At 42.9% G+C, this 24,949-nt stretch carries 17 protein-coding genes, 1 tRNA gene and 1 pseudogene; 18 read left to right on the top strand and 1 reads right to left on the bottom strand.

The window, feature by feature from the left end; translation table 11 throughout:
* The 11 genes and pseudogenes from tuf to ACT3S4_RS11930 all read left to right on the top strand — a co-directional run.
* Window positions 1-307: pseudogene (gene tuf / locus ACT3S4_RS11980) on the top strand (elongation factor Tu); the annotation flags it as partial.
* A 378-nt stretch (window positions 308-685) separates the two neighbouring features.
* Window positions 686-761: transfer RNA gene (locus tag ACT3S4_RS11975), tRNA-Trp, on the top strand.
* Between the two features lie 51 nt (window positions 762-812).
* Window positions 813-1,301: a preprotein translocase subunit SecE gene (gene secE, locus ACT3S4_RS11970; protein WP_238033989.1), complete on the top strand. Its 489-nt coding sequence runs from the start codon at window positions 813-815 to the stop codon at window positions 1,299-1,301.
* Window positions 1,302-1,358: 57 nt separating this feature from the next.
* Window positions 1,359-1,889, top strand: a complete 531-nt coding sequence (nusG, locus tag ACT3S4_RS11965; protein WP_045443893.1) for a transcription termination/antitermination protein NusG — start codon at window positions 1,359-1,361, stop codon at window positions 1,887-1,889.
* A 91-nt stretch (window positions 1,890-1,980) separates the two neighbouring features.
* Complete coding sequence (gene rplK, locus ACT3S4_RS11960; RefSeq protein WP_010201717.1) at window positions 1,981-2,412, top strand: 50S ribosomal protein L11; 432 nt, start codon at window positions 1,981-1,983, stop codon at window positions 2,410-2,412.
* Window positions 2,413-3,114, top strand: coding sequence for a 50S ribosomal protein L1 (rplA, locus tag ACT3S4_RS11955; protein WP_045443901.1), 702 nt, complete (start codon window positions 2,413-2,415; stop codon window positions 3,112-3,114).
* A gap of 446 nt (window positions 3,115-3,560) precedes the next feature.
* Entirely contained in the window at window positions 3,561-4,088 is a 528-nt protein-coding gene (gene rplJ, locus ACT3S4_RS11950) for a 50S ribosomal protein L10 (protein WP_045443904.1), read from the top strand.
* Window positions 4,089-4,214: 126 nt separating this feature from the next.
* Window positions 4,215-4,586, top strand: coding sequence for a 50S ribosomal protein L7/L12 (gene rplL, locus ACT3S4_RS11945; protein WP_011514491.1), 372 nt, complete (start codon window positions 4,215-4,217; stop codon window positions 4,584-4,586).
* Between the two features lie 791 nt (window positions 4,587-5,377).
* On the top strand, window positions 5,378-9,496 hold the full coding sequence (rpoB, locus tag ACT3S4_RS11940; protein WP_087814768.1) for a DNA-directed RNA polymerase subunit beta: 4,119 nt from the start codon (window positions 5,378-5,380) through the stop codon (window positions 9,494-9,496).
* A gap of 188 nt (window positions 9,497-9,684) precedes the next feature.
* Window positions 9,685-13,917, top strand: coding sequence for a DNA-directed RNA polymerase subunit beta' (rpoC, locus tag ACT3S4_RS11935; RefSeq protein WP_055124834.1), 4,233 nt, complete (start codon window positions 9,685-9,687; stop codon window positions 13,915-13,917).
* Window positions 13,918-14,084: 167 nt separating this feature from the next.
* The gene (locus ACT3S4_RS11930; RefSeq protein ID WP_201560982.1) at window positions 14,085-14,606 is read left to right on the top strand and encodes a DUF6586 family protein; all 522 of its coding nucleotides are present in this window, start codon (window positions 14,085-14,087) and stop codon (window positions 14,604-14,606) included.
* 184 nt (window positions 14,607-14,790) lie between these two features.
* Here ACT3S4_RS11930 and ACT3S4_RS11925 read toward each other — a convergent pair whose 3' ends face one another.
* Entirely contained in the window at window positions 14,791-17,448 is a 2,658-nt protein-coding gene (locus ACT3S4_RS11925) for a penicillin-binding protein 1A (RefSeq protein WP_201560981.1), read from the bottom strand.
* Between the two features lie 193 nt (window positions 17,449-17,641).
* On the opposite strand from ACT3S4_RS11925, the gene ACT3S4_RS11920 reads away from it, so the two are divergent.
* From ACT3S4_RS11920 to aroB, 7 genes are all read left to right on the top strand, one after another.
* Complete coding sequence (locus ACT3S4_RS11920) at window positions 17,642-18,697, top strand: pilus assembly protein PilM (protein WP_201554834.1); 1,056 nt, start codon at window positions 17,642-17,644, stop codon at window positions 18,695-18,697.
* Window positions 18,697-19,359: a PilN domain-containing protein gene (locus tag ACT3S4_RS11915; protein ID WP_045443917.1), complete on the top strand. Its 663-nt coding sequence runs from the start codon at window positions 18,697-18,699 to the stop codon at window positions 19,357-19,359. Before ACT3S4_RS11920 ends, ACT3S4_RS11915 begins: the two co-directional genes overlap by 1 nt.
* The gene (locus ACT3S4_RS11910; RefSeq protein WP_045453405.1) at window positions 19,356-20,090 is read left to right on the top strand and encodes a type 4a pilus biogenesis protein PilO; all 735 of its coding nucleotides are present in this window, start codon (window positions 19,356-19,358) and stop codon (window positions 20,088-20,090) included. The genes ACT3S4_RS11915 and ACT3S4_RS11910 overlap by 4 nt, the downstream gene beginning before the upstream one ends.
* Entirely contained in the window at window positions 20,090-20,623 is a 534-nt protein-coding gene (locus tag ACT3S4_RS11905; RefSeq protein ID WP_201560980.1) for a pilus assembly protein PilP, read from the top strand. The genes ACT3S4_RS11910 and ACT3S4_RS11905 overlap by 1 nt, the downstream gene beginning before the upstream one ends.
* 27 nt (window positions 20,624-20,650) lie before the next feature.
* The gene (pilQ, locus tag ACT3S4_RS11900; protein WP_201502547.1) at window positions 20,651-22,990 is read left to right on the top strand and encodes a type IV pilus secretin PilQ; all 2,340 of its coding nucleotides are present in this window, start codon (window positions 20,651-20,653) and stop codon (window positions 22,988-22,990) included.
* Window positions 22,991-23,154: 164 nt separating this feature from the next.
* On the top strand, window positions 23,155-23,715 hold the full coding sequence (gene aroK / locus ACT3S4_RS11895; RefSeq protein ID WP_045453412.1) for a shikimate kinase AroK: 561 nt from the start codon (window positions 23,155-23,157) through the stop codon (window positions 23,713-23,715).
* 118 nt (window positions 23,716-23,833) lie between these two features.
* Window positions 23,834-24,943 (top strand): 3-dehydroquinate synthase, encoded by a 1,110-nt coding sequence (gene aroB, locus ACT3S4_RS11890; protein ID WP_201560979.1) that lies wholly within the window; start codon window positions 23,834-23,836, stop codon window positions 24,941-24,943.
* The last annotated feature ends 6 nt before the right edge of the window (window positions 24,944-24,949 follow it).

The raw sequence follows: 24,949 nt of genomic DNA, 5'->3' as shown, positions 1-24,949 counted from the left end.
AGCTAAGCCAGGTTCAATCACTCCCCACACCAAGTTTGACGCTGAAGTATATGTACTGTCAAAAGAAGAGGGTGGTCGTCATACACCATTCCTAAACGGCTATCGCCCACAGTTCTACTTCCGTACTACTGACGTAACTGGTGCAATCCAATTACAAGACGGTACTGAAATGGTTATGCCTGGTGATAACGTTGAGATGGGCGTAGAGCTTATCCACCCAATCGCTATGGACAAAGGTCTTCGCTTCGCTATTCGTGAAGGCGGCCGTACGGTAGGCGCTGGTGTTGTTGCTAACGTACTAAACTAATCTATCAGTCTCAGTAATGAGCTTGTAAGTTAGTCATAAAAAGCCATCCTTGTTTAAGGGTGGCTTTTTTTAGATAAAATGATCGGGAAATATGGTTATTCTTCGGTAGTATGATCAAACCTTTTGTTATCTTAGCCAACATGATTAGCCAGTTATATCTATAACGTTTATAATTTACTTTCCCATCTATTGTAATTCTTAGCGGAGCTTGCTATATTAACGCTGCTTCTTATTAGTCGCTTGTATCTTCATTTTGTTAAAGTAATGATGATTCAATAGCACATTCAAATAAGAGTAAAACTAGGTAAAGTAATAATTTTACCGCTAAAGGCTTGCATTTTATATCAAATATTGTATAATGCTGTCCTTTACACCCATAGGCGATTGGCTCAATTGGTAGAGCATCGGTCTCCAAAACCGAGGGTTGTAGGTTCGAGTCCTACATCGCCTGCCATCTTCTTATCACATCTTTGTTATACCTCACCATCTCCGAAGCGAGTTCTTTATGAGCAATGATCAAGATAACCTCGAGACTAAGTTATCTGATGCCAAGGCGGGTGCTGGTGGAATGCTGTCTAAAGGTAAGCACATCTCAGCGGGCAATCAAACAACTGCTGTTGAAGTGGCTAAGACAGGCTCAATAAAAGATGTGGTACTGTGGCTACTTGCCGCAGCAGTATTAATCGGGGCGACGTTAGTTAATCAGTATTTACCTGGCTATTGGCAACCTGCCAATGATATCTGGGTACGTATTGGTATTATCGTTGCCCTTATTGTATTCGCCTTAGTATGCTTGGCATTAACGCATCAAGGCCGCGCTTTTAAAATATTATTAAAAGACGCTGCTGTTGAATTGCGCCGAGTGACATGGCCAGGTAAGGATGAAACGTTTCAATATACCTGGCAGGTCATTGTCATGATTGCCATTGTTGGTTTTCTGGTTTGGTTATTAGATAACTTTTTCAATTGGTTCGTTGGCATCTTTATTGGTTAGTCGCACGTATTAGTGAGTCTTACCCCAAAATTTACTTATAATGATCAGGAGCGTGATATGCGTTGGTATATTGTCCAAGCGTTTTCAGGATATGAAAAGCAAGTACAGCGTTCATTAACTGATCGTATTAATCGTAGTGACTTCGCTGAATCATTCGGTGACGTATTGGTTCCTACTGAAGAAGTCGTTGAAATGAAAGACGGCAAAAAGCGTAAGAGTGAGCGTAAGTTCTTTCCAGGTTATGTATTGATCCAGATGGAAATGAACGACAATACTTGGCACATTGTTAAAGAGTGCCCACGTATTATGGGTTTCATCGGTGGCACACCTGAAACACCAGCGCCAATTACGCAAGTAGAAGCGGATCGTATTTTAAACCGTTTGAATCAGACTGAAACCGACCCACGTCCTAAGACTTTATTTGAGCCGGGCGAAGAGCTGTTGGTTATCGATGGTCCATTTACTGACTTTAAAGGGTTGGTAGAAAAAGTGGATTACGAGAAGTCTAAACTACATTTAACCGTAAACGTATTTAATCGACCGACTCAGGTCGAGCTTGAATTTAGTAAAGTTGAAAAGCTAGACTAAATCAGCAAAAAAGTTCATTAACCGGGGAGCTGTTAGTCAATAAGGTTTATACCACATTGATTTGGCGCTATTACCCATTTAGGAGAAAATCATGGCTAAGAAGATTGATGGTTACATCAAACTACAAGTCCCTGCAGGCAAAGCAAATCCTTCACCACCGATTGGTCCAGCATTGGGTCAAAAAGGCGTGAACATCATGGCGTTCTGTAAAGAATTTAACGCTGCGACCTCAAATCAAGAGCCGGGTCTACCGATTCCTACTGAGATCACTGTATATAGCGATAAGTCTTTTACTTTCATCATGAAGTCACCACCAGCTGCATACTTACTACGTAAGGCTGCTGGTATCGCTAAAGGTTCTGGTACACCAAATACCGCTAAAGTCGGTAAAGTTGACCGTGCACAACTAGAAGACATCGTTAAGACCAAAGATGCAGATTTAACTGCTGCTGATCTTGATGCTGCTGTTCGTACCATCGCTGGTACTGCACGTTCAATGGGTATTACCGTGGAGGGTGTGTAAATGAGCAAGCTAACCAAACGTCAAAAAGAAATTCAAAGCCGTATCGTACATGAAAAGCAGTATACAGTTGAAGAAGCGGTTCAAATCCTAAACGATTTACCACCTCTTAAATTCAAAGAGTCAATTGATATTGCGATTAACTTGGGTGTTGACCCGCGTAAATCTGATCAAGTGGTTCGTGGCGCTACTAACTTACCTGCTGGTACTGGTAAAACCAAACGCGTTGCTGTATTTGCTCAAGGTGCTGCTGCTGAAGCCGCCAAAGAAGCTGGTGCAGATATCGTTGGTTTTGAAGACCTAGCAGAATCAATCAAAGCTGGTAACATGGACTTTGATATCGTTATTGCTGCTCCTGATGCAATGCGTGTTGTTGGTCAACTAGGTACTATCCTAGGTCCACGTGGTCTAATGCCTAACCCTAAAGTCGGTACGGTTACGCCTAACGTTGCTGAAGCGGTTACTAACGCTAAAGCCGGTCAAGCACAGTATCGTGTAGACAAAGCAGGTATCATCCACACGACTATCGGTCAAGTTGGTTTTACTGCTGAGCAAGTAATCCAGAATGCTGAAGCACTGATTGCAGATTTAAGACGTGCTAAGCCTGCTACTTCTAAAGGTACTTTCATTAAGAAAATTACCTTGTCTAGCACGATGGGTCCTGGTCTAAGTATTGATCCAGTTCCATATCGCACAGCAAAATAATTAGATATGTGCCTTTATTTGACGATTTTAAATAAAGGCTGCAAAAATATTTTAAAGAATTAGGTCAGCGTAGCAAACGCTATGCTGTCTAAGACCGTAGGTAGAAAGCAGTTTTACGTTTTTATTAATTGTTTTCGGATCATTAGTAATAACAACGAGCTGCTTTTGTTAATCGACGAAAGATGAAAATCTCAATTGTCCTACGCAGACGGTGACCCACCCAGTTGTTGATAAGAGCCGATAGTTCAATCTATCACTTGATGTCATTCTGATAACGGTGCCGTAATCAGTCGTTATGAGTAAATTTATTATTAATAAATATGCTGATAACGTGTCGTATCAAGTCAGTCTAAGCGATTCGTTTAATTATTGAATGCCAATGCTTAAAAGCTTAGGTTTAAATGATTAAATATTCAGCTGATTGATAAGATTAAAGGAGTCAACTTATGGCATTAACGCTAGAGCAAAAACAACAAGTTGTGGCTGAAGTGTCTGAAGTTGCTGCTAATGCTTACTCAGCAGTAGCTGCCGAATATCATGGTATTGGTGTTGCAAAGCTTACTAAGCTGCGCGAACAAGCCCGTGAAAAAGGCGTCGTTTTGAAAGTGGTAAAAAATACCCTAGCAAAACGTGCGTTTGAAGGCACTAAGTTTGAGAGCATGTCAGACCGTATGACTGGTCCATTACTTTTGGCTTTCTCTATGGAAGATTTGGGATCTGCTGCTCGAGTTGTTTTCGAGTTCAGTAAAGATCACAAAGCTTTAGAGACCAAATTGGTATCAGTTGGTGGTGTTGTTTATGGTCCAGAAGAGCTAGAGCGCGTATCGAAGCTACCAACTCGCGACGAAGCAATCTCTATCTTGATGGCTACTATGAATGCACCAGTTACCAAGCTTGTTCAAACTATGAACGCTGTTCCTAGTAAGCTTGTTCGCACGGTAGCAGCAATCAAAGACGCAAAAGAAGCGGCATAATTGCTTGTTTTAACGTAACTTTGACATCGCCGATTGCACTTTACTGCCAACACTATTTGAAAATTTGGCAAGCAATCCAAGCGATTTTAAAATCAATTAATTTTTATCAGATAACGGAGAGTTCTCATGGCACTATCTAAAGATGACGTGTTAAACGCAATCGCTGAAATGTCAGTAATGGATATCGTTGAATTAATCAGCGCTATGGAAGAAAAATTCGGCGTAACAGCTGCTGTTGCTGCTGCACCTGCTGCTGCTGGCCCTGCTGCTGCTGCTGCTGAAGAAAAAGACGAGTTTGACGTAGTTCTTGCCAGCTTTGGCGAGAAGAAAGTTGGCGTAATTAAAGCCGTACGTGAAGCTACTGGTCTTGGCTTGAAAGAAGCGAAAGATTTGGTTGAAAGCGCTCCAGCTCCAATCAAAGAAGGCGTTAACAAAGCTGAAGCTGAAGAGTTGAAAAAGAAACTTGAAGAAGCTGGTGCAACTGTTGAACTAAAATAAGCTTCGCTTATCTTAGTGTTGTACAAAAAAAGCTGGTAATGCCTTGCATTGCCAGCTTTTTTTTACTATAATTCGTAGCTTGACCTTTTGTGTCTGCCAACAGTCGTATGCAACATCACGGTGGATACCCATCAAAAGGACAGACGATATACATGCAAGCACACATGCCAGTTTTTGAAATCAGTTAATTTAAGCTAAACGTCCATAGATGTTTGGCATTTTTTTGTGTCTGCATGCTTTCCCATTAACACTATAGTTTATACTGATTCTAAAAGTTATAGTTACCCCGATTATTATTAATTCTGAAAAGCTATTAAGTTTAGGTTGTCCGTTTCGCAGAGTATTACTGTCAGTAGTTAGGCTTATAGACGGTACATATCAGCGACGATATTAGTTTTGATAGAATTGTTGGTTTTGAAAGAGCCGGTTTTTTGAAAGAAAAATGACTAAATACAATCAGTTTTGATAGCAGATAACTTAGAAATACCCTTGAACGAGTCATTTTTTCTTACCTCTATGAGTAAGTTTTGCCTAAAAAGTAATATGTTTTAGATGATGTGATATTGAATTTGGTCGTCTGAGTGGTCATATAGACTGACTTAGATACCGATCATAAAATGAAAGTAAGGGTGCTAAGTAAGCACTGATAGCAGAAGTAGTAATTGACAAAAGATATCAACTGAACACGATTACCTGTTTTATATTATCGTTTACGTCGCCAAGTTTGTATCGTATTTATGCACGCTGGCCACGCTTTTAATTTGTTTCCACGTTTACTGTAAGGACTCTCGATGGCATATTCTTATACTGAAAAAAAGCGTATTCGCAAAAGTTTTGCTGAATTGCCCACTGTGATGGACATTCCCTATTTACTGTCTATTCAAGTAGATTCTTACGAGCAATTTTTGCAAGAGCACAAAAAGCCAAAAGCTCGTGAGAATACTGGTTTGCAAGCTGCGTATTCCTCTATTTTCCCAATTGAGAGTCACTCTGGTAATGCAGAGCTACAATTCGTTGAATATTATTTAGGCACGCCTGAATTTGATGAGCGTGAGTGTATCTTGCGTGGCTCAACATTTGCTGCGCCGATGCGCGTCAAAATCCGTCTGATCATCAAAGACAAAGATAGCAAAGACAAAGATAGCAAAGCGGCTATTAAAGATATCCGTGAGCAAAGCGTCTATATGGGCGAAATGCCGTTGATGACGGCTAACGGTACTTTTATTATCAATGGTACTGAGCGTGTTATCGTATCTCAGCTACATCGTTCACCTGGTGTGTTCTTTGATCATGATAAAGGTAAGTCGCATTCAAGTGGTAAAGTGCTTTATAACGCCCGTATTATCCCTTACCGTGGTTCATGGTTAGATTTTGAATTTGACGCCAAAGACTTAGTTTTTGCTCGTATTGACCGTCGTCGTAAGCTATTGGCTTCAATTATTCTACGTGCGCTTGGTTTGACAACGTCTGAAATCTTAGATTTGTTCTTTGATAAAGTAGCCGTTTATAAAGGTGAAGAGCAGTTCGAGATTGATCTGGTTGCTGATCGCTTGCGCGGTGAGATGGCTCAGTTCGATATCGTATCACCAGAAGGTGATGTCATCGTAGAGCAGGGCAAGCGTATTAATGCACGCCGTATTCGTCAGCTTGAAGAAGCAGGTATGACGAAGATTGCGATACCTGATGAGTATCTCTATGAGCGTATTTTAGCTGAAGATATCGTGGTGAATGACGAAGTTATCGCTAAAGCGAATACTCTAATTGACCATGAGTTATTGGTTAAATTAAGTGCATTTGAAGCCAGCGAGTCTATCAAAGAGTTCAGCATTTTGTTCACCAACGATATCGATCAAGGCAGTTATATTGCCGATACGCTACGTGCAGATAGCACCTCAAGCCGCGAAGAAGCCTTGATTGAAATTTATAAAGTCATGCGTCCAGGTGAGCCACCAACGGTTGAGACCGCTGAAAAACTATTTGACAGCATGTTCTTCAACGCGGATCGTTATGACTTATCAAATGTCGGTCGTATGAAATTTAACCGTCGTTTAGGGTTAGAGTTTGATAATACTGATGATCCAGACATCCAACGCGCTCGTAGTGTATTGACCAATGCCGATATCGTTAATGTCCTAAAAGAATTGATTGAGATTCGTAATGGTCGCGGCGAAGTCGATGATATCGACCATTTAGGTAACCGCCGTATTCGTTCGGTCGGCGAGATGGCAGAAAACCAATTCCGTGTTGGTCTAGTGCGTGTTGAGCGTGCAGTCAAAGAGCGTTTAAGCTCAGCGGAATCTGATAACTTGTCACCACAAGATTTGATTAACTCAAAACCTGTTGCTGCTGCGGTGAAAGAATTCTTTGGTTCAAGCCAGTTATCGCAGTTTATGGATCAGAACAACCCATTGTCTGAAGTGACCCATAAACGTCGCGTATCAGCGTTAGGACCTGGTGGTCTGACTCGTGAACGTGCAGGCTTTGAAGTACGTGATGTTCATGATACGCATTATGGTCGCGTATGTCCGATTGAAACTCCTGAAGGTCCAAACATTGGTTTGATTAACTCATTAGCGACCTTTGCAAAGACCAACAGCTTTGGCTTCTTAGAAACGCCTTATCGCCGTGTGGTTGATGGTAAAGTAACGGATGTTATTGAATATCTATCAGCAATTGAAGAAGTCGGTACAGTTATTGCTCAGGCTGATTCGCCAGTAACCGCAGAAGGCGCGTTATCTGATGAGATGGTCAGTGTCCGTAGCTATGGGGAATTTGTCCGTATGCCGCCAGAAAAAGTGACGCATATGGATGTGTCGCCAAGTCAGGTTGTATCGGTAGCTGCTGGTCTAATTCCGTTCCTAGAGCATGATGATGCTAACCGTGCCTTGATGGGCTCGAACATGCAGCGTCAGGCGGTTCCTACGCTACGTGCTGATAAGCCGTTAGTCGGTACGGGCATGGAGCGTCACGTTGCGCGTGACTCAGGTGTTTGTGTGATCGCTAAGCGTGGCGGTGTGATCGAAGACGTTGATGCATCACGTGTTGTGGTTCGTGTCAATGAAGATGAGATGATTGCTGGTGAAGCTGGTATTGATATCTATAACTTAGTTAAATATACGCGTTCTAACCAAAACACGTGTATCAACCAACGTATTATCGTCAACCAAGGTGATGCTATTGCTGTAGGCGATATCTTAGCTGATGGTCCGTCAACGGATCTTGGTGAGCTTGCATTGGGTCAGAACATTCGCATCGCATTTATGCCGTGGAATGGTTACAACTTCGAAGATTCAATCTTACTTTCTGAAAAAGTGGTTAAAGAAGATCGTTTCACGACTATTCATATTCAAGAATTAACTTGTGTAGCACGTGATACCAAGCTAGGTACTGAAGAAATTACTGCCGATATTCCAAACGTTGGCGAAGCGGCGCTATCAAGTCTTGATGAAGCAGGTATCGTTTATATCGGTGCTGAAGTCGACGCTGGTGATATCTTAGTTGGTAAAGTGACGCCAAAAGGTGAAACGCAACTAACGCCAGAAGAGAAACTACTGCGGGCTATCTTTGGTGAAAAAGCGGCTGATGTTAAAGACACGTCGCTACGCGTACCAACCTCAAGCAAAGGCACGGTTATTGACGTGCAAGTCTTTACTCGTGATGGCGTGGAAAAAGATGCACGTGCAAGAGCAATTGAAAAATCACAGCTTGATAGCTATCGTAAAGATTTAAAAGAAGAGCTACGTATCTTTGAAGAAGCAGCTCGTGGGCGTATTGGTAACTTGTTAGATGGTCAAAAAGTCAGCGGTGGTTCTGGTCTAAAAGCCGGTACAGTGATGGCATTGGCTGATATGAAAGATATGAGCCTTGAGACCTTACTGGATATCCAACCAGTTGAAGAAGAAATCTCTGAGCGTCTAACGCAAATCGCTGAGTATTTGGTTGATAAGCAAAAAGATATCGATGTGAAGTTTGCTGAGAAAAAACGCAAATTAACCGCTGGTGATGATCTGCAGCACGGCGTACAAAAAATCGTCAAGGTTTATCTCGCCGTTAAGCGCCGTATTCAGCCTGGTGATAAAATGGCCGGTCGTCATGGTAACAAAGGTGTTGTATCGCGCATTATGCCAGTTGAAGATATGCCTTATGATGAAAATGGTAATACCGTTGACATCGTCTTGAACCCGCTTGGTGTACCATCGCGTATGAACATCGGTCAGGTTCTAGAAACGCATTTGGGTATGGCAGCGAAAGGTTTGGGCGAGAAGATCGATGGTATGCTCAAATCGCAAGCAGCGATCAAAGATTTACGTGACTTCTTAGACAAAATCTATAACCAAGTCGGCGGTGAGCAAGTTGATCTTGATAGCTTGAGTGATGATGACATCATGGCGCTAGCAGATAACTTGCGCGCTGGTGTACCAATGGGCACAGCAGTATTTGACGGCGCAAGAGAAAGCCAAGTTAAAGACCTGCTAGAGCTTGCTGGTATGGACCGTGATGGTCAACAGACGTTGTATGATGGTCGTACTGGTCAGAAGTTTGACCGTAAAGTAACCGTTGGTTATATGTACATGCTCAAACTTAACCATTTGGTTGACGACAAGATGCATGCGCGTTCAACTGGTTCTTATTCACTTGTGACGCAGCAGCCACTCGGCGGTAAAGCTCAGTTCGGTGGTCAGCGCTTCGGTGAGATGGAAGTCTGGGCACTAGAAGCTTACGGCGCGACTTATACGCTACAAGAGATGCTGACTGTGAAGTCGGATGACGTTGAAGGCCGTACGCGTATGTACAAAAACATCGTTGATGGTGAGCAGTATATGGATCCAGGTATGCCTGAATCGTTTAACGTACTGACCAAAGAAATCAAATCATTGGGTATTAATATTGAGTTAAAACAAACCCATTAAGCACGGCTGACTGAAGCTACCTTTAACATAGCTTCAGTTAATTATTATCCTTAGTGGTCAACCTAAAAGCAGTATGCGCATCGCTGCTGCTTTTAGTGATTTGTCTCAACCCTATTCATTGCCTTCATTCATCTTATTTGCGTCAATAATACGCTATCAGATGATTATAAAGATAACGGAGAAGCAACTTGAAAGATTTACTCGATATCATGCAAAGCCCTACCGGCAACGGTAATCAAGAGTTTGATAGCATTCAAATTACTTTAGCCTCACCTGACGTCATTAAGTCATGGTCACATGGCGAAGTGAAAAAGCCTGAAACTATTAACTATCGTACGTTTAAGCCTGAACGTGATGGTCTATTTTGTGCCAAAATCTTTGGTCCAGTAAAAGACTTTGAATGTTTATGTGGTAAATATAAGCGCCGTAAGTTCCAAGGCGTTATCTGTGAAAAATGTGGCGTAGAAGTGACGACTGCGAAAGTACGTCGTGATCGTATGGGTCACATTGACTTAGCCAGCCCAGTGGCGCATATTTGGTTCTTAAAATCATTACCAAGCCGCATCGGTCTATTGCTAGACATGACGCTACGTGATATCGAGCGCGTTCTGTATTTTGAAAGCTATATCGTTACTGAGCCAGGTTTAACTTCTTTAGAGAAGTATCAACTGCTTGATGATGAAGACTATTATAAAGCGCTTGAAGAGTTTGGCGATGAATTCACTGCTAAAATGGGTGCTGAAGCGGTTCAAGACCTATTGAAAGATATCGATTTAGATCTTGAAATCGATGATTTGCGCGAAGCGATTCCGCAAACTGGTTCTGAAACCAAGCTTAAAAAGATGTCTAAGCGTCTTAAATTATTAGAAGCCTTCCGTGATTCTAATAACAAGCCTGAGTGGATGGTGATGAACATCTTGCCAGTACTACCACCAGATTTGCGTCCGCTAGTACCACTAGAAGGTGGTCGTTTTGCGACTTCAGATCTAAACGATCTATATCGCCGCGTGATCAACCGTAATAACCGTCTAAAGCGTCTGCTTGAGCTGAGCGCCCCTGATATCATCGTACGTAACGAAAAGCGTATGTTGCAAGAATCAGTGGATGCCTTGCTGGATAATGGTCGTCGCGGTCGTGCGATCACTGGTAGTAACAAGCGTCCATTGAAGTCTTTGGCAGATATGATCAAAGGTAAGCAAGGTCGTTTCCGTCAAAACTTACTTGGTAAGCGTGTTGACTATTCTGGTCGTTCGGTGATCGTTGTTGGTCCAACGCTACGTCTACATCAGTGCGGTTTACCAAAGAAAATGGCACTTGAATTATTCAAACCATTTACTTATAACAAATTATTGTCTCATGGTTTAGCGACCACGATTAAAGCTGCCAAAAAGATGGTAGAGCGTGAAGAGCCGCAAGTGTGGGATATGCTGGCCATGGTTATCCGTGAGCATCCAGTGCTTCTTAACCGTGCACCAACGCTTCACCGTTTGGGCTTGCAAGCATTTGAGCCAGTACTAATCGAAGGTAAAGCAATCCAATTGCATCCGCTCGTTTGTACCGCGTTTAACGCCGATTTTGATGGTGACCAAATGGCCGTTCACGTGCCATTGACGCTAGAAGCACAGCTTGAATCACGTGCGCTAATGATGTCTACCAATAACATCTTGTCGCCTGCCAACGGTGATCCAATCATCGTACCGTCGCAAGATGTTGTATTGGGCTTGTACTACATCAGTCGCTCGTCTATCAATGCCAAAGGCGAGGGCATGATTTTTGCCACCGTTAATGAAGCATTGCGTGCGATTGGTTCAAACGATTTGCATGTAAACGCTAAGATCAAAGTGCGTGTCACCGAGACGCATATTGATGAAGATGGCAATGAGACTAAAGAAATCAGCTTAAAAGAAACGGTTGCAGGTCGTTTATTGATCTGGAACATCATGCCTAAAGGTATGTCTTTTGATGAATGTAACCAAGAGATGACGAAGAAAAATATTTCTCGTTTGATTAACTCTTGCTACCGTAAAGTTGGCGTTAAAGAAAGTGTCATGTTTGCTGACCAATTGATGTATCTTGGTTTTGCCCAAGCGACATTGTCTGGTGTGTCTATCGGTATTGATGACATGGTCATTCCACCACTGAAAAAGCAAATTATCGAAGTGGCAGAAGGCGAAGTTCGCGAAATCGAAGATCAATTCGAGCAAGGTTTTGTGACCGCTGGTGAGCGCTATAACAAAGTGGTTGATATCTGGTCACGTACCAATGACAAAGTCGCTAAAGCGATGATGGACAACTTAGCCACTGATAAAATCATGAACGCCAAAGGTGAGGAAGAAGAGCAGAAGTCATTTAACTCTATCTTTATCATGTCAGATTCTGGTGCTCGTGGTAGTGCGGCTCAGATTCGTCAGTTGGCTGGTATGCGTGGTTTGATGGCTAAGCCAGATGGTTCAATCATCGAAACGCCAATTAAAGCAAACTTCCGTGAAGGCTTGACAGTACTTCAGTACTTTATTTCAACGCATGGTGCACGTAAAGGTCTTGCGGATACGGCACTGAAAACCGCTAACTCAGGTTACTTGACGCGTCGTTTGGTTGATGTGGCACAAGATTTGGTTATTACCAGTGATGACTGTGGTACTGAGCAAGGCTTGCTCATGAAACCACATATTCAAGGTGGTGAAATCATTGAGAAGTTAGGTGAGCTAGTGCTAGGTCGTGTGACGGCTCGTGATGTGACTTATAACGATGATGCTGATAAGGTATTGATTCCAGCAGGTACTTTGATCGATGAGCATTGGGTAAACGTGCTTGATAACAATGCGATTGATGATATCTGGGTACGCTCAGTTATTACTTGTAATGTTGAGCATGGTGTTTGTTCACAGTGTTATGGTCGTGATTTGGCTCGTGGTCATAAAGTGAACATTGGCGAGTCAGTCGGTGTTATGGCGGCACAGTCTATCGGTGAACCAGGTACTCAGTTAACGATGCGTACATTCCACGTGGGCGGGGCAGCAAGCTCAGCATCAGTGGATAACAGCATCTCAGTTCGTAGTGCTGGTCAAGCGCATTTCGAAAACATGAAAACGGTTCAACATACCGATGGTCACTTAGTCATCGTATCGCGTTCAGCTGAAATCGCCTTGACCGATGAGCTTGGTCGTGAGCGTGAGCGCTATAAAGTGCCTTATGGTTCTAGCGTGCTTGTGAAACACGAAGATCAGGTTGATGCTGGTCAAACCATCGCTAAATGGGATCCGCACACGCATCCTATTATCACAGAATTTGCTGGTACTGCACGCTTCAGTGAGATTACTGATGGCTTAACTGCTACCGTAAAAGTTGATGATGCGACGGGTATGAGCTCATTTGAGATTCTTGCTACTCGTGACCGTTCAAGTTCAGCAAAAGACTTACGTCCTGCGATTATCTTGAACACTGACGAAGGTAAAGAAGTGGTTTACTTCTTACCAGCTGAAACCATCATTCGCGTCAGCGATGGTGAAAAAGTAGCAGCCGGTTCGATTTTGGGTCGTGTACCACAAGCCTCTTCAGGTACTAAAGATATTACCGGTGGTCTACCACGTGTTGCTGACTTGTTCGAAGCACGTCGTCCGAAAGATCACGCCATCATGGCAGAAATGACAGGTGTGGTTAGCTTTGGTAAAGAGACCAAAGGTAAAAATCGCTTCATTATCACCAATGAAGATGGTGAGATTCATGAAGAGCTGATCCCGAAATGGCGTCAAATTAACGTCTTTGAAAACGAAACGGTAGCACGTGGTGAAGTGATCGCTGATGGTCCACAGAATCCACATGATATCTTACGTTTGAAAGGTCAGACTGCACTTGCTGATTACATCGTTAACGAAGTACAGGACGTTTATCGCTTGCAGGGTGTAAAAATCAACGATAAGCACATCGAAGTGATTATTCGTCAGATGCTGCGTAAAGTTGAGATTACCGATGGCGGCGATTCAAACCACTTCAAAGGCGATCAAGCAGAGTACTCTGATATCAAAGCATTGAATGCGAAGCTGGAAGCGGAAGATAAATTCCCAGTACAGTTCGAGCGTCAATTACTAGGTATCACCAAAGCAAGTCTGGCAACAGAAAGCTTTATCTCAGCAGCATCGTTCCAGGAGACGACCCGTGTACTAACTGCGGCTGCCGTGACTGGTAAAGTGGATGAGCTACGTGGTCTGAAAGAAAACGTCGTTGTTGGTCGCTTGATTCCTGCTGGTACTGGTCTTGCTTATCATAAAGCACGCAAAGAGAAAGCGGAGCAAAAACTGCTAGATAAAGATCTTAAAGCAGGGTTTGACAATGCAGCATTTGATATGTCAGCGAGCACGGATAGTAAAGACTTTGCAAGCTTTGATGAAGCCTTTGCACAAGAGCTTAATCAGGATAATTAATAGTATTAAGCGTCTTTGATTTATTGTTAATTTGATAAAAAGCCAGCCTAAGTTGCTGGCTTTTTTGTGTGTGCAATAAAGTGAGAAATGCATGGTACTGTTATCTAAAAAAATAGTACACTGGAAAATATGCCCTAATTTACATTTCATATAAGGATAAGTCGCAAATGGCAGGTAAAACCCGCGTTGCCAAATATCAAGCAGATCGAACCAATCAAAAACTGTATTTCTGTCGTTTATCCTGCCAAGCGGCGGGAAGTACCGATGATAAACAGCACTATCAAGCCCATTGTGAAACTGCTATTTTTCATCTGTACGGTGCCTTTCTCGCATTTACCCAAGAGCTAGGTTATTTTTATAGTTTAAACATGAGCGCACCAACATTGTCAGATATTGAGCAAGCATTGAGCGAGCGTACCCAAGTATCGCCTGAGATTCAGCGATTACAGCAGTTACAGCAGCAGGGTTTTTTGGCCAATATAGAGCGTGCGTATCAGCGTTGTCTGTACGCCGTACCGCCAGATGCTATCGTAGATCAAACACCAAGCAATACTGCCTCACCTGATCTTATTGTTAACGTTGTGACCTTGTCGAATCAATGGCTGCCAGATGAGGCGACGATACGAGAGTGGCGTCAGCAGTTTTTAGAGCTGATTGAGCAACTACGTGCTGGTATGGTTGAGTTCTAAAAATAGTTATTAAAATTTTATCTCATTTTTATCACCATTTTTAAAATGAAGACATGTCCTAGTTGACTGATGACTGTCCTTTAATAGAGTGGTATTGATCAAAATATTAAGTATAAAAAAGGCTTATTTAGCGAGTGCTAAATAAGCCTTTTTTAAGTCATAAGTTTATATTATTAATGGTTGTCTACTCTGGTATCGGTGGCATACGCTCAACGGGTGTTACCGATAAAGGGTTTTGCGGCACACTATCATTACTACGGCTGTTACTAGGTTTGGCTGCTTGAGAGCTAGTTTGTGCTTCAACAGGTTCAGCTGGTGGTGATTTACGCTGTTGAGTCTGCGTCTTAACTGGTTTTTCTGATTCGCTGCTATCCGTATCTTCATCATCGGCCAGAATACCATCATCAGTCATTTCTATAATTTTTTGCTTTTGTTTTTTCGATTTGGCGCGGTTATTGATAGACACCCATTGATGAGGCGTGTCTTTAAGTTGGGCTTTCATAAAATCCATCCAAACGGGTAGAGCTGCCACACCACCATATTCGCGACGACCCATGGTTGATGGTTGATCAAAACCCATCCACACGACAGTTGCATTGGTAGGATGAAAACCTGCAAACCAAGCGTCTTTTGCTTCATTGGTGGTACCGGTCTTGCCACCAATATCATCACGACCTAAAGCCTTGGCTCGTACTGCCGTACCACGCTGTACGACGTCACGTAAGATATCTGCCATCTCAAAAGCGACTCTGGGTTGTAAGATTCTAGGTGCTTGCTTAGCCACTGCATATTGAACCGCTGGTGCTTTTAAGCGATCGGCCTGTGGACTAGCATCATAAACCTTTAGATTTAGCGCTTTACCGCTTTGTTCAATGTTATCAATATCATCATTGTTCTCTAAATTTTGTTCTTTAACCGTCACTTCATCATCGATAGCACTGTCTTCATTTTCAATTGACTTCTTATAATCTTCGAGGAGATTTCTATTGAGGTCTTCAAGTTTTTCATTGAAGCAGGTGGCACACGCTTGGCGTGGGTTTGCCTGAAAGAGGAGGTTATTATTATAATTATAAATTTGTTCGATAAAATACGGCTGTACACGGTGACCACCATTCGCGAACGTAGCATAGGCTGTTGCCATTTGTAACGGTGTTGCTTGTCCTGCACCTAACGCTAACGACAAAGTCGTCGGTAGCTTTTCTTTATCAAGTCCGAATTCATCTAATAGGTCGCGCGTATCAGAGATACCAATGGCTTGTAAGAGACGAATAGAGACTAAGTTACGAGATAAATACAGTCCACGGCGTAAAGTGATTTCGCCTAAAAAACGTTGATCAGAATTTTTCGGTTTCCAGTCACCCACTTGAATCGGTCGATCCGAAACAATGCTATCTGGGCGATAGCCTTTTTCTAGAGCAGCGGTATAGACAAGCGGTTTAATGGTTGAGCCTGGTTGACGCCAGCCTTGTAGAGCACGATTGAATTTACTGTGATTAAAGTCAAAGCCACCGACCAATGCCTTAACAGCGCCAGTTTCTGGATTCAAGGAGACCAGACTTCCTTGTAGTTTGGGAATTTGTCCCAGCTGCCAATTACCATTCGCGGTCGGTATCAAACGAATGATATCGTTTTTATTGACAATTTGGCGGGCGTTGTCAGGAAAGTAACCGATACGATTGGCAGAAATATACTTGCGTGCCCAGCTCATCCCAGACCAACCAACGGTCACATTTTCACCAAAGGGCATTGTCGCCTCAAAACTGCGAGCATTAACCTTGGTGACTTTGGCGGGAGTCATATTACTATAGCGGCGGAAATTTTCTAGCGGTTCATCATTTGCTTCAGCCCCGCGCCAACCATGACGATGTTCGTAAGCCACCAAACCGGTCAGTACCGCCGCTTCCGCATCTGTCTGTGCTTTGCTATCAACCGTAAGGCGTACCCGCCATCCACTATGCATCACTTGCTCACCATAGCGATTGACCAATGTAGAGCGTGTCATTTCTGCCAAATACGGCATATTGACGTCGAGCTTCTCTTTATAGAGGTTAATGCCTACTGGTGAGCTGATCGCTTCGTCGCGTTGTGCTTTGCTGATATAGCCTAACTCGTGCATGCGTCCAATGATCCAGTTGCGGCGAGTCAGCGCGCGACTGGGATTGGCAACAGGATTGTATTTAGAAGGGGCTTTGGGCAGACCTGCCAACATTGCTGTTTCAGCAATAGTGAGGTTTTCTAAGGATTTACTATAGTATTTTTTGGCCGCGGCGCGGATACCATAAGCGCCTTCACCTAGATAGATTTTGTTGACATAAAGCGTCAAGATATCATTTTTACTGAGCTCATCTTCTATTTTACGTGCTAAAAATAGCTCGACCAATTTGCGATTTAAGGTGCGCTCTGGACTTAAGAAGTAGTTTTTGGCAACCTGCATAGTAATGGTAGAGCCGCCCGTTTGGCTGTCGTCGTCAGTCACTACTTCTGTCACTGCGCGACCAAGACCTTTAATACTAATACCGCTGTGCTGAAAAAAGGACGCATCTTCTGCTGCTAAAAAAGCATGAGTCAAATTTTCAGGAATATCTTCAAAAGTAACGGGTAAAGATAAACGGTTACCATATTGGCCAATGAGTTTGTCATCACTACTATATATCTGTAATGGCATCTCTAAATTTGCTGTTTTAATCTCTTGAATGCTAGGTAGGGTAGGCGATAAATACATTGCCATCCCATAAAAACCAATGGGCACAGCAAGTGCTAAGATAACTGCCAATGCCAAGCAGGCAATAACAAGCCCCACCAAAAAGTGAATGAGACGGGCGGTAGCATTTTTTTTGGTCATAAGAAGACTTATCAATTAAAATTTGCAACAGATAAAACATTATACCTTGAACAAAATCAGCAGGTCATAATAAATGTGTAAGTTGACCTTAATAACCTGTTTAAATGCTTGAATCTATCTGTTAAGTAAAGTATTGTACTGAATTATTACAAATAACTATCAGATTGTACACTTAATATAAGGTATAGAGTTTGTGAGGCTATTTACTTCCAAAAGTCAGAATTTAATTGGTGTGGATATCTGTGCCACTTCAGTAAAGTTGGTTGACATACAGCGCCAACAGGGCATGTTTCATCTAAAATCTTATGGTATTGAAAGACTGCCAGAAGGTATAGTCGTCGATAAACTTCTTGTAGATACTGAAGCGGTTGGTCATATTATTGCTAACTTAGCTAAACGTTGTCATGTCGCTGGTAGTAGTGCTGCAACTGCCGTGTCAGGGTCAGCAGTAATCACTAAAATTATTGATATGGATGCTGCGCTAAGCGACGTTGAGCGTGAAGCGCAGATACGTTTAGATGCTGATCAATACATACCTTATCCATTAGAAGACGTCAACCTAGACTTTGAAGTTTTAGGGCCTTCTTTAGCAAGTGATGACATGGTGCAAGTCTTACTTGCCGCATCACGCTCGGAGAATGTTGACCAAAGAGTTGATGCCTTAACCTTTGGTGGTCTTCAAACGAAGGTCATGGATATTGAATCCCATGCGATAGAGCGTGCTTTTGGACTCATGGTAAATAACTTACCAAATGCCCCTGAGTTAGTTGCTTTGATAGATATTGGTCACAATCAAACGACTTTATATGTTGCTAAGAACGGTGAGTTTATCTATAGCCGTGAACAATTATTTGGTGGTGTTCAGTTAACAGAAGCGATACAAAACCGTTATGGACTATCTGCTGAAGAAGCGGCTGTTAGTAAGCGTGAGCGTACCTTACCAGATGACTACTATCTTGATGTGCTGACGCCTTTTATCGAAAATGCTATTCAACAAATTACTCGCTCATTGCAATTTTATTTTTCTTCAAGCCAATACAGTAGTATCGATCATGTGGTCCTTGCTGGTGGTAGTAGCTCTATTTCTGGTCTTGCTGGCATGGCACAGCAAAAACTTGGGGTGACTGTCAGTATTGCCAACCCTTTTACCAATATGACTATTGCACCAAATATCGATAATGAGCAACTGGCCATTGATGCACCAAGTTTAATGGCTGCATGCGGTCTTGCGTTAAGGAGCTTCGACTAATGGCTCGTATTAACCTATTACCTTGGCGCCAAGAAGAGCGCGAGCGTCGCAATAAAGAATTTCTCACGTTAGTAGTGGCAGTGACTTTGCTCACTTTATTGGCTGCATTTGCTTCATGGAGCTACTTTAACAACGAGCTTGATGAACAACTTGATGCAAACGCATTGATTGAAAAAGAAAATGCTCTTTTAGATACGGCTTTGACTGAAATTGATAGTCTGGAGCAGCGCCGTGAGGATATTATTTCACGTATGCAAGTCATTCAAGACTTGCAGGGTCGACGTCCTGTGCCCGTTCGTTTATGGGATGATCTTGCTAAAGCTATCCCGCCGGCACTCTATTTGAATAACCTCAAACGTGAAGGCGATGTTTTGACGCTGACAGGTCGAGCTGATAATCCAAATATTGTATCAAGTTTGATTCGTAATCTTGATGATAGTAAATGGATGGGTGATTCAGCCGTTAGTAATATCCAACAAAATATCAGTGCTTATGAATCTGCACCAGTGCTTAATAATACGGTCACCGCTGGCGAACAGCCGCGTCCTATTTATCCTGAAGACAGTTATGTACAGTTTGTGATCACGACCAAAGTACAGTCGGAAACAGCCGTTCCTGTAGAAGGTGCTGACGGTACCACTGTACCTGGAGGTGAGTTATGAAGCTTAACCGTAAAAAAAGCCTGATTAAAACCAAAAAAACAGCCCTGAAACCAAAGCAACAGTTTGATTTACAGGAGTTTCGCCGCAGTTTTGAGTCGTTAGACTCTGAAAACTACGGCAGCTGGCCATTACCTGTAAAGGTAACGGTAATAGGGCTTATCATCACGCTCATCGCAGCGTTGGCGTGGGCTTTACCGATTAGTAGTAAAATCGATGAGATCAATGCTGCTGAGAGCCAGCAACAAACGTTACTTGATAGCTATCGTGAAAAAGAATCACGCGCGCGTCATTTAAAAGCTTACCAAGAGCAAGTTGTCCAAATGGAAGCTGAGTTCAATACCTTACTCGATCAGTTACCAAAAGATACGCGTGTATCAGAGCTGGTTGAGGGCATTAACATGACGGGTGTCGGCAGCAATATACGTTTTCAAGACATTTCAGTAGAGCCTGAGATTGAAAACGAATTTTTTATTGAGCAACCTATCCGCATTGCTGCTTTGGGCGAATATCATCAGTTTGGTAGCTTTATTAGTGGTCTTGCCGCCTTACCACGAATCATTACTATGCATGATTTTGAGGTCAGCAATCCGCAGCCGACATTGGATGTTTTACCGGAGCTTAATTTGGTATTACAAACCAAAACCTATCGTTCAAAAGAAGCTGACCCTGAGGGTGATGAAACGGTTGCTGTCACTGACGCTGCGACCACTGATAATGCAGGAGGCAACTAATGAATATTCAAAAACTGCCTACGCTATTGGTTTTAAGCATGGCTGTATTGTCCATGACAGGGTGTGCGGATCGCATTGGTATGGCAGAGCAATCAATGACCGATATCCGTAATCAGCCAGCTCAACCTATTGAACCACCGCCCAAAGCTGAGCTAGTAGAAGACTTTGTTTATAGTGCCAGCGCACAGCGCAGTCCATTCTTACCACCGAGTTTAGTCAATGTCCAAGGTCCTATCACTTCCATCGATGGTGTGCGTCCTGACATTACCAGAGTGAAAGAACCTCTTGAGCAATATGAGCTATCGCAACTGATTTTTCGTGGTGTCGTAATTTCACCTGAAGGTCAGCGATATGCGTTGGTACAACGCCCTGATGGTTCAGTCGCGAGTGTGAAAGTAGGTGATTATCTTGGACTAAATGACGGCCGTATTGTTGAAATCACGCCGACCCAGATTAACTTGATTGAAATTGTGCCAGACAGCCGCGCTGGGTTTGTTGAAAAACCCCAGTCGTTGGTTTCACCCATAAGCTAAGTCGGCAGATTTTTTGAGGAATAAATAATGACAGTACGCAATAACAAGGTAACGATGATGAGTAACCGCGTATCTTCTGCTTTTGCCATTTCAGCATTGGCAATCAGCATGGTAGCAGTGAGTAATAGTGCCCATGCCGCACAGCGCATTAACGAAGTTTCTGTGGTACAAACTGCGCCAGCGGTGACACAAATGCGTTTGGGATTTGACGGTTTACCAGTGTTACCTGCCGCCTATCAGCTTGATAACCCTAGCCGTTTGGTACTAGATTTTGAAAAAGTGCAGAATGGACTTGCTAGTCGCTTTAATGAATACAATATTGGTATGATTGATAAGGTCACGACTTTAAATAGTGACAGTACCACGCGCCTGATTGTTGAGCTAAAACAGGCAGGTAACTATACGACATCGATTGAGGGTAACGATTTACTATTAACCATTACCGATCCTAACCGTCCAGTAATGACCAATGATCCTATCCAAGACGTACTCAATGACAATAATGCGATCACGACGACAGCAGTCGTTACACCGATTGTAGAAACCAGTAGTGCACCGGCAGTCAATATAGCCAGTAAAACTGTGGTTAAAAACCAAGTACCTGCTGATACCATGGTGGTCAGAGTTAACCCGTTATTAAGCCCACAACTTGCTGCATCGCAAGTGAGTAAGCAATATAGCTATGATGGTTTGAGTGCCGTCAATTTTGCCGCAGGAAATGATGGTGGTGGCAACGTTAGCATCGCACTTACCAATGAAGCCATTCCCGTTGATGTGCAACGTCAAGGCAACAAGTTAGTGGTACGCTTAACGGGTAGCACCGTGCCAAGAAATTTATTGCGCCGTTTGAATATTAATAGTGGTCTGGTTGATAGTATTGATACTAAAAACCAAGGTCAAAATGGTGTAATTACTATTAATGTCAAAGAAGATTATGAGTATCAGGCTTATCAATCAGGCAATCAGCTGAATATTAATATCAGAAAACCTGAGCTACTACGTGAGCCAACACTTGAAGAAAAAGTCTATAGCGGTGAAGCGCTATCTATGGAGTTTCAAGACGTTGAGATTCGTAGTGTCTTAGATATCCTAGCGCAGTTCACAGAAATGAATATTGTGGCTAGTGATTCAGTCGCGGGCAATATCACCTTACGCCTGATTAATGTCCCATGGGATCAAGCGCTAGATATTATTCTAAAGAGTAAGAATCTTGGTAAGCGTGAGAATGGCAATGTCATTTTGGTTGCGCCTTCCACCGAGCTTGCTGAGCAAGAAGCACGTGAGCTTGAAGCACAGCAAGCAGTTGAGTCTTTTGCGCCATTACGCACAGAATATATTCGTCTTAGCTATGCAAAAGCGCCAGATGTTTTGACACTTATTTCTCAAGGCAGTGGCTCATCAGGTGGCAGCAATGCAAATGCTGCTGATAACAATACCTTATTGTCTAATCGTGGAACGGTAACGGTAGATGAACGTACCAATACTTTAATTATTAAAGATGTGGCTGACAGTATCGAAAATATCCATAAATTGATTGGTAAAATTGATATTCCAGTCCGTCAGGTCATGATTGAAGCGCGTATTGTGAGTGCCACTGATAGCTTTAGTAAAGAGATTGGGGTTCGTTGGGGTATCTTGTCAAATGGTGCTGCTAACAACCGTAATTTATTGGTCGGTGGTAGTAATCAAACGCTATGGGATTTAAAAGACTTTGATGTAGAAACGACGACGGTAAATGGTCAAACAGTTTCTTATCCTTCATACGATATTACTCGTCCTGATAACTTAAACGTCGATTTAGGGGTTGCCAACCCTGCTGGTAGTATTGCCTTTGGCTTGCTGAGCATGTCAGATGTGATGCTTGATCTTGAATTGTCAGCACTGCAAGCGGATAATCGCGGTGAAGTGATTTCTACGCCGAAGATTCTGACAGCAGACAAGCAAACGGCGAAAGTCTCTTCAGGGACGCAGATTCCTTATCAAGAAGCGTCTGCCAGTGGAGCAACTACCACTAGCTTTAAAGAAGCAGCATTGAGTTTAGAGGCCACACCAAATATCACCCCAGATGGTAAAATCGGCTTGCAATTGTTAATCACTAACGGTACGCCGACCATTATTAACAATCAGGTTGCTATTGCTGAAGACTCTATTTCGACCAATGTTATTGTTGAAGATGGTCAAACGGTTGTGTTGGGTGGTGTCTTTAAGAATCGTACCAGCAATGGTGTCGATAAAGTACCTTTCTTAGGAGATCTGCCTTATATTGGTCGCGCTTTCCGTAAAGACGTGCGTAGTAATTCGAAAGAAGAGTTATTGATATTTATCACGCCAAAATTGATCAATGATGGTATTAGCCGCATAGATTAATCATTTATTGATTGGTTTTCGCTCAAAAGAAGCAAGCATCAACGCTTGCTTTTTTTATGGGAAAATTTTCATATTGATTGAATTTTACTAACAATAATCAACGCTCATTACTAGCCAGAATATCAATGACGTTGTATCATAGCTAATTTAGCTGAGTAAGTATTATGGTGGAGGAATTGCCGTCGGTATTTTTAGTAGGGCCGATGGGAGCAGGGAAGACAACCATCGGTAAATTGCTGGCTAAGCAGTTGGGGCGCACCTTTGTAGACAGCGATTGGTACATTGAATCGCAGACAGGGGCTGACATAGCTTGGATATTCGCTAAAGAAGGCGAGGCGGGCTTCCGTGAGCGTGAAACGCGCGCCATCGATGAGTTGACTCAAAAAGACCAAATCGTCTTAGCGACTGGTGGTGGCGCTGTGATGTGTGCTGAAAACAGAGCGTTTTTGCATCAGCGCGGCATCGTGGTTTATTTGAATGCGCCAGTTGATGTGCAAATGGCTCGCACGGCTAAAGACAAATCACGACCACTGTTACAGCAGCCAAATCCTAGAAAAATCTTGCAAGATTTATATAGCACTCGTGATCCCTTATATCGCCAAGTCGCTCATATTATTATGCCAACTGGTCATACTTATCCCCGTCATATGGTCAATCAGCTCTTACAGCAACTAGAGTCATTTACTGACTCGACTGCTATAGCACCAGAAGATAAAGAAAATTAACCATAATGATAAACTTTATCAAGGCGTGTCCTCATTTAAAAATGGTGATAAAAATCAGGACGCGCCCTAGTTAAGCTCAGCTACTTTTATCTCATTCAAAATGTTTAGGGAGTGCTTAATGGCAACGCCACTGTTTCATGACGGTTTAACGGTTCATACGCAAAGCCATGACTATCCAATCGTCATTACTGAGAAAACAGCGATAAATCACAACAGTATGGCAAAGCTGATCACACCTTATATTCGTGGTCGCCAAGTATTGATTGTCACTAATGATACTGTTGCGCCTTTATACCTAAACGCTTTAGAAAAAGAGTTAACAGAGCAGTTCACTGTGCGTGTTTGCGTATTGCCAGATGGTGAGCAATATAAGCATCAGAGCAGTATCAATCAAATTTACGATGTATTGATGGCCGAGCATTTTAATCGTGACGTTACGCTTATTGCTCTAGGTGGTGGCGTTATTGGTGATATGACGGGCTTTGCTGCAGCAAGCTTTATGCGTGGTGTAAATTTTATCCAGATTCCAACCACGCTACTGTCACAAGTGGATTCGAGCGTTGGTGGTAAGACGGGCATCAATCATCCTCAAGGCAAAAACATGATTGGCGCTTTTTGGCAGCCACAAATGGTACTTGCTGATATGAGTACGCTCAAGACTTTGCCAGCGCGCGAGTTGTCAGCCGGGTTGGCTGAGGTCATTAAATATGCACTCATTATGGATGTCACGTTCTTAGATTGGCTGGAAGTCAATCTGCCAGCGATGATGGATTTGAATTTAGCGGTACTTGGTGATGCCGTAAAACGCTGCTGTCAGTATAAAGCCGATATCGTCGCGCAAGATGAAAGAGAGTCAGGCGTGCGAGCATTGTTAAATTTCGGTCATACTTTTGGTCATGTCATTGAAACACATGAAGGCTATGGTAATTGGCTACACGGTGAGGCAGTCGCTGCTGGCATGGTACAAGCCGCAGAGTTATCACAGAGAATGGGTTGGTTAACGGTCGAAGACATTGCTCGTATTAAGCGTATTTTAAACTTAGCAAATTTGCCTATCACCCCGCCACGCATTGATACACAAACGGCGCTAAGTTTGATGGGACATGATAAAAAAGTGAAACACGGACAAATCCGCCTGATTTTGTTAAAATCACTAGGTCAGGCCGTATTGACCAGTGATTTCGATGAAGAGCTTTTGTACGAGGTATTATCACAACACCGCGTATAATGTCTT

This window comes from Psychrobacter sp. AOP30-A2-5, from assembly GCF_052378115.1.
In the GTDB taxonomy this organism is placed as follows: Bacteria; Pseudomonadota; Gammaproteobacteria; order Pseudomonadales; family Moraxellaceae; genus Psychrobacter.
Note: the sequence above shows the minus strand (reverse complement) of the source record. Positions and strands in the feature narration are given on the sequence as shown.

Coding starts and splice junctions, on each gene's coding strand:
- secE (WP_238033989.1), top strand. CDS start 813: ATGAGCAATGATCAAGATAACCTCGAGACTAAGTTATCTGATGCCAAG.
- nusG (WP_045443893.1), top strand. CDS start 1,359: ATGCGTTGGTATATTGTCCAAGCGTTTTCAGGATATGAAAAGCAAGTA.
- rplK (WP_010201717.1), top strand. CDS start 1,981: ATGGCTAAGAAGATTGATGGTTACATCAAACTACAAGTCCCTGCAGGC.
- rplA (WP_045443901.1), top strand. CDS start 2,413: ATGAGCAAGCTAACCAAACGTCAAAAAGAAATTCAAAGCCGTATCGTA.
- rplJ (WP_045443904.1), top strand. CDS start 3,561: ATGGCATTAACGCTAGAGCAAAAACAACAAGTTGTGGCTGAAGTGTCT.
- rplL (WP_011514491.1), top strand. CDS start 4,215: ATGGCACTATCTAAAGATGACGTGTTAAACGCAATCGCTGAAATGTCA.
- rpoB (WP_087814768.1), top strand. CDS start 5,378: ATGGCATATTCTTATACTGAAAAAAAGCGTATTCGCAAAAGTTTTGCT.
- ACT3S4_RS11930 (WP_201560982.1), top strand. CDS start 14,085: ATGGCAGGTAAAACCCGCGTTGCCAAATATCAAGCAGATCGAACCAAT.
- ACT3S4_RS11925 (WP_201560981.1), bottom strand. CDS start 17,448: ATGACCAAAAAAAATGCTACCGCCCGTCTCATTCACTTTTTGGTGGGG.
- ACT3S4_RS11915 (WP_045443917.1), top strand. CDS start 18,697: ATGGCTCGTATTAACCTATTACCTTGGCGCCAAGAAGAGCGCGAGCGT.
- ACT3S4_RS11910 (WP_045453405.1), top strand. CDS start 19,356: ATGAAGCTTAACCGTAAAAAAAGCCTGATTAAAACCAAAAAAACAGCC.
- ACT3S4_RS11905 (WP_201560980.1), top strand. CDS start 20,090: ATGAATATTCAAAAACTGCCTACGCTATTGGTTTTAAGCATGGCTGTA.
- pilQ (WP_201502547.1), top strand. CDS start 20,651: ATGACAGTACGCAATAACAAGGTAACGATGATGAGTAACCGCGTATCT.
- aroK (WP_045453412.1), top strand. CDS start 23,155: ATGGTGGAGGAATTGCCGTCGGTATTTTTAGTAGGGCCGATGGGAGCA.
- aroB (WP_201560979.1), top strand. CDS start 23,834: ATGGCAACGCCACTGTTTCATGACGGTTTAACGGTTCATACGCAAAGC.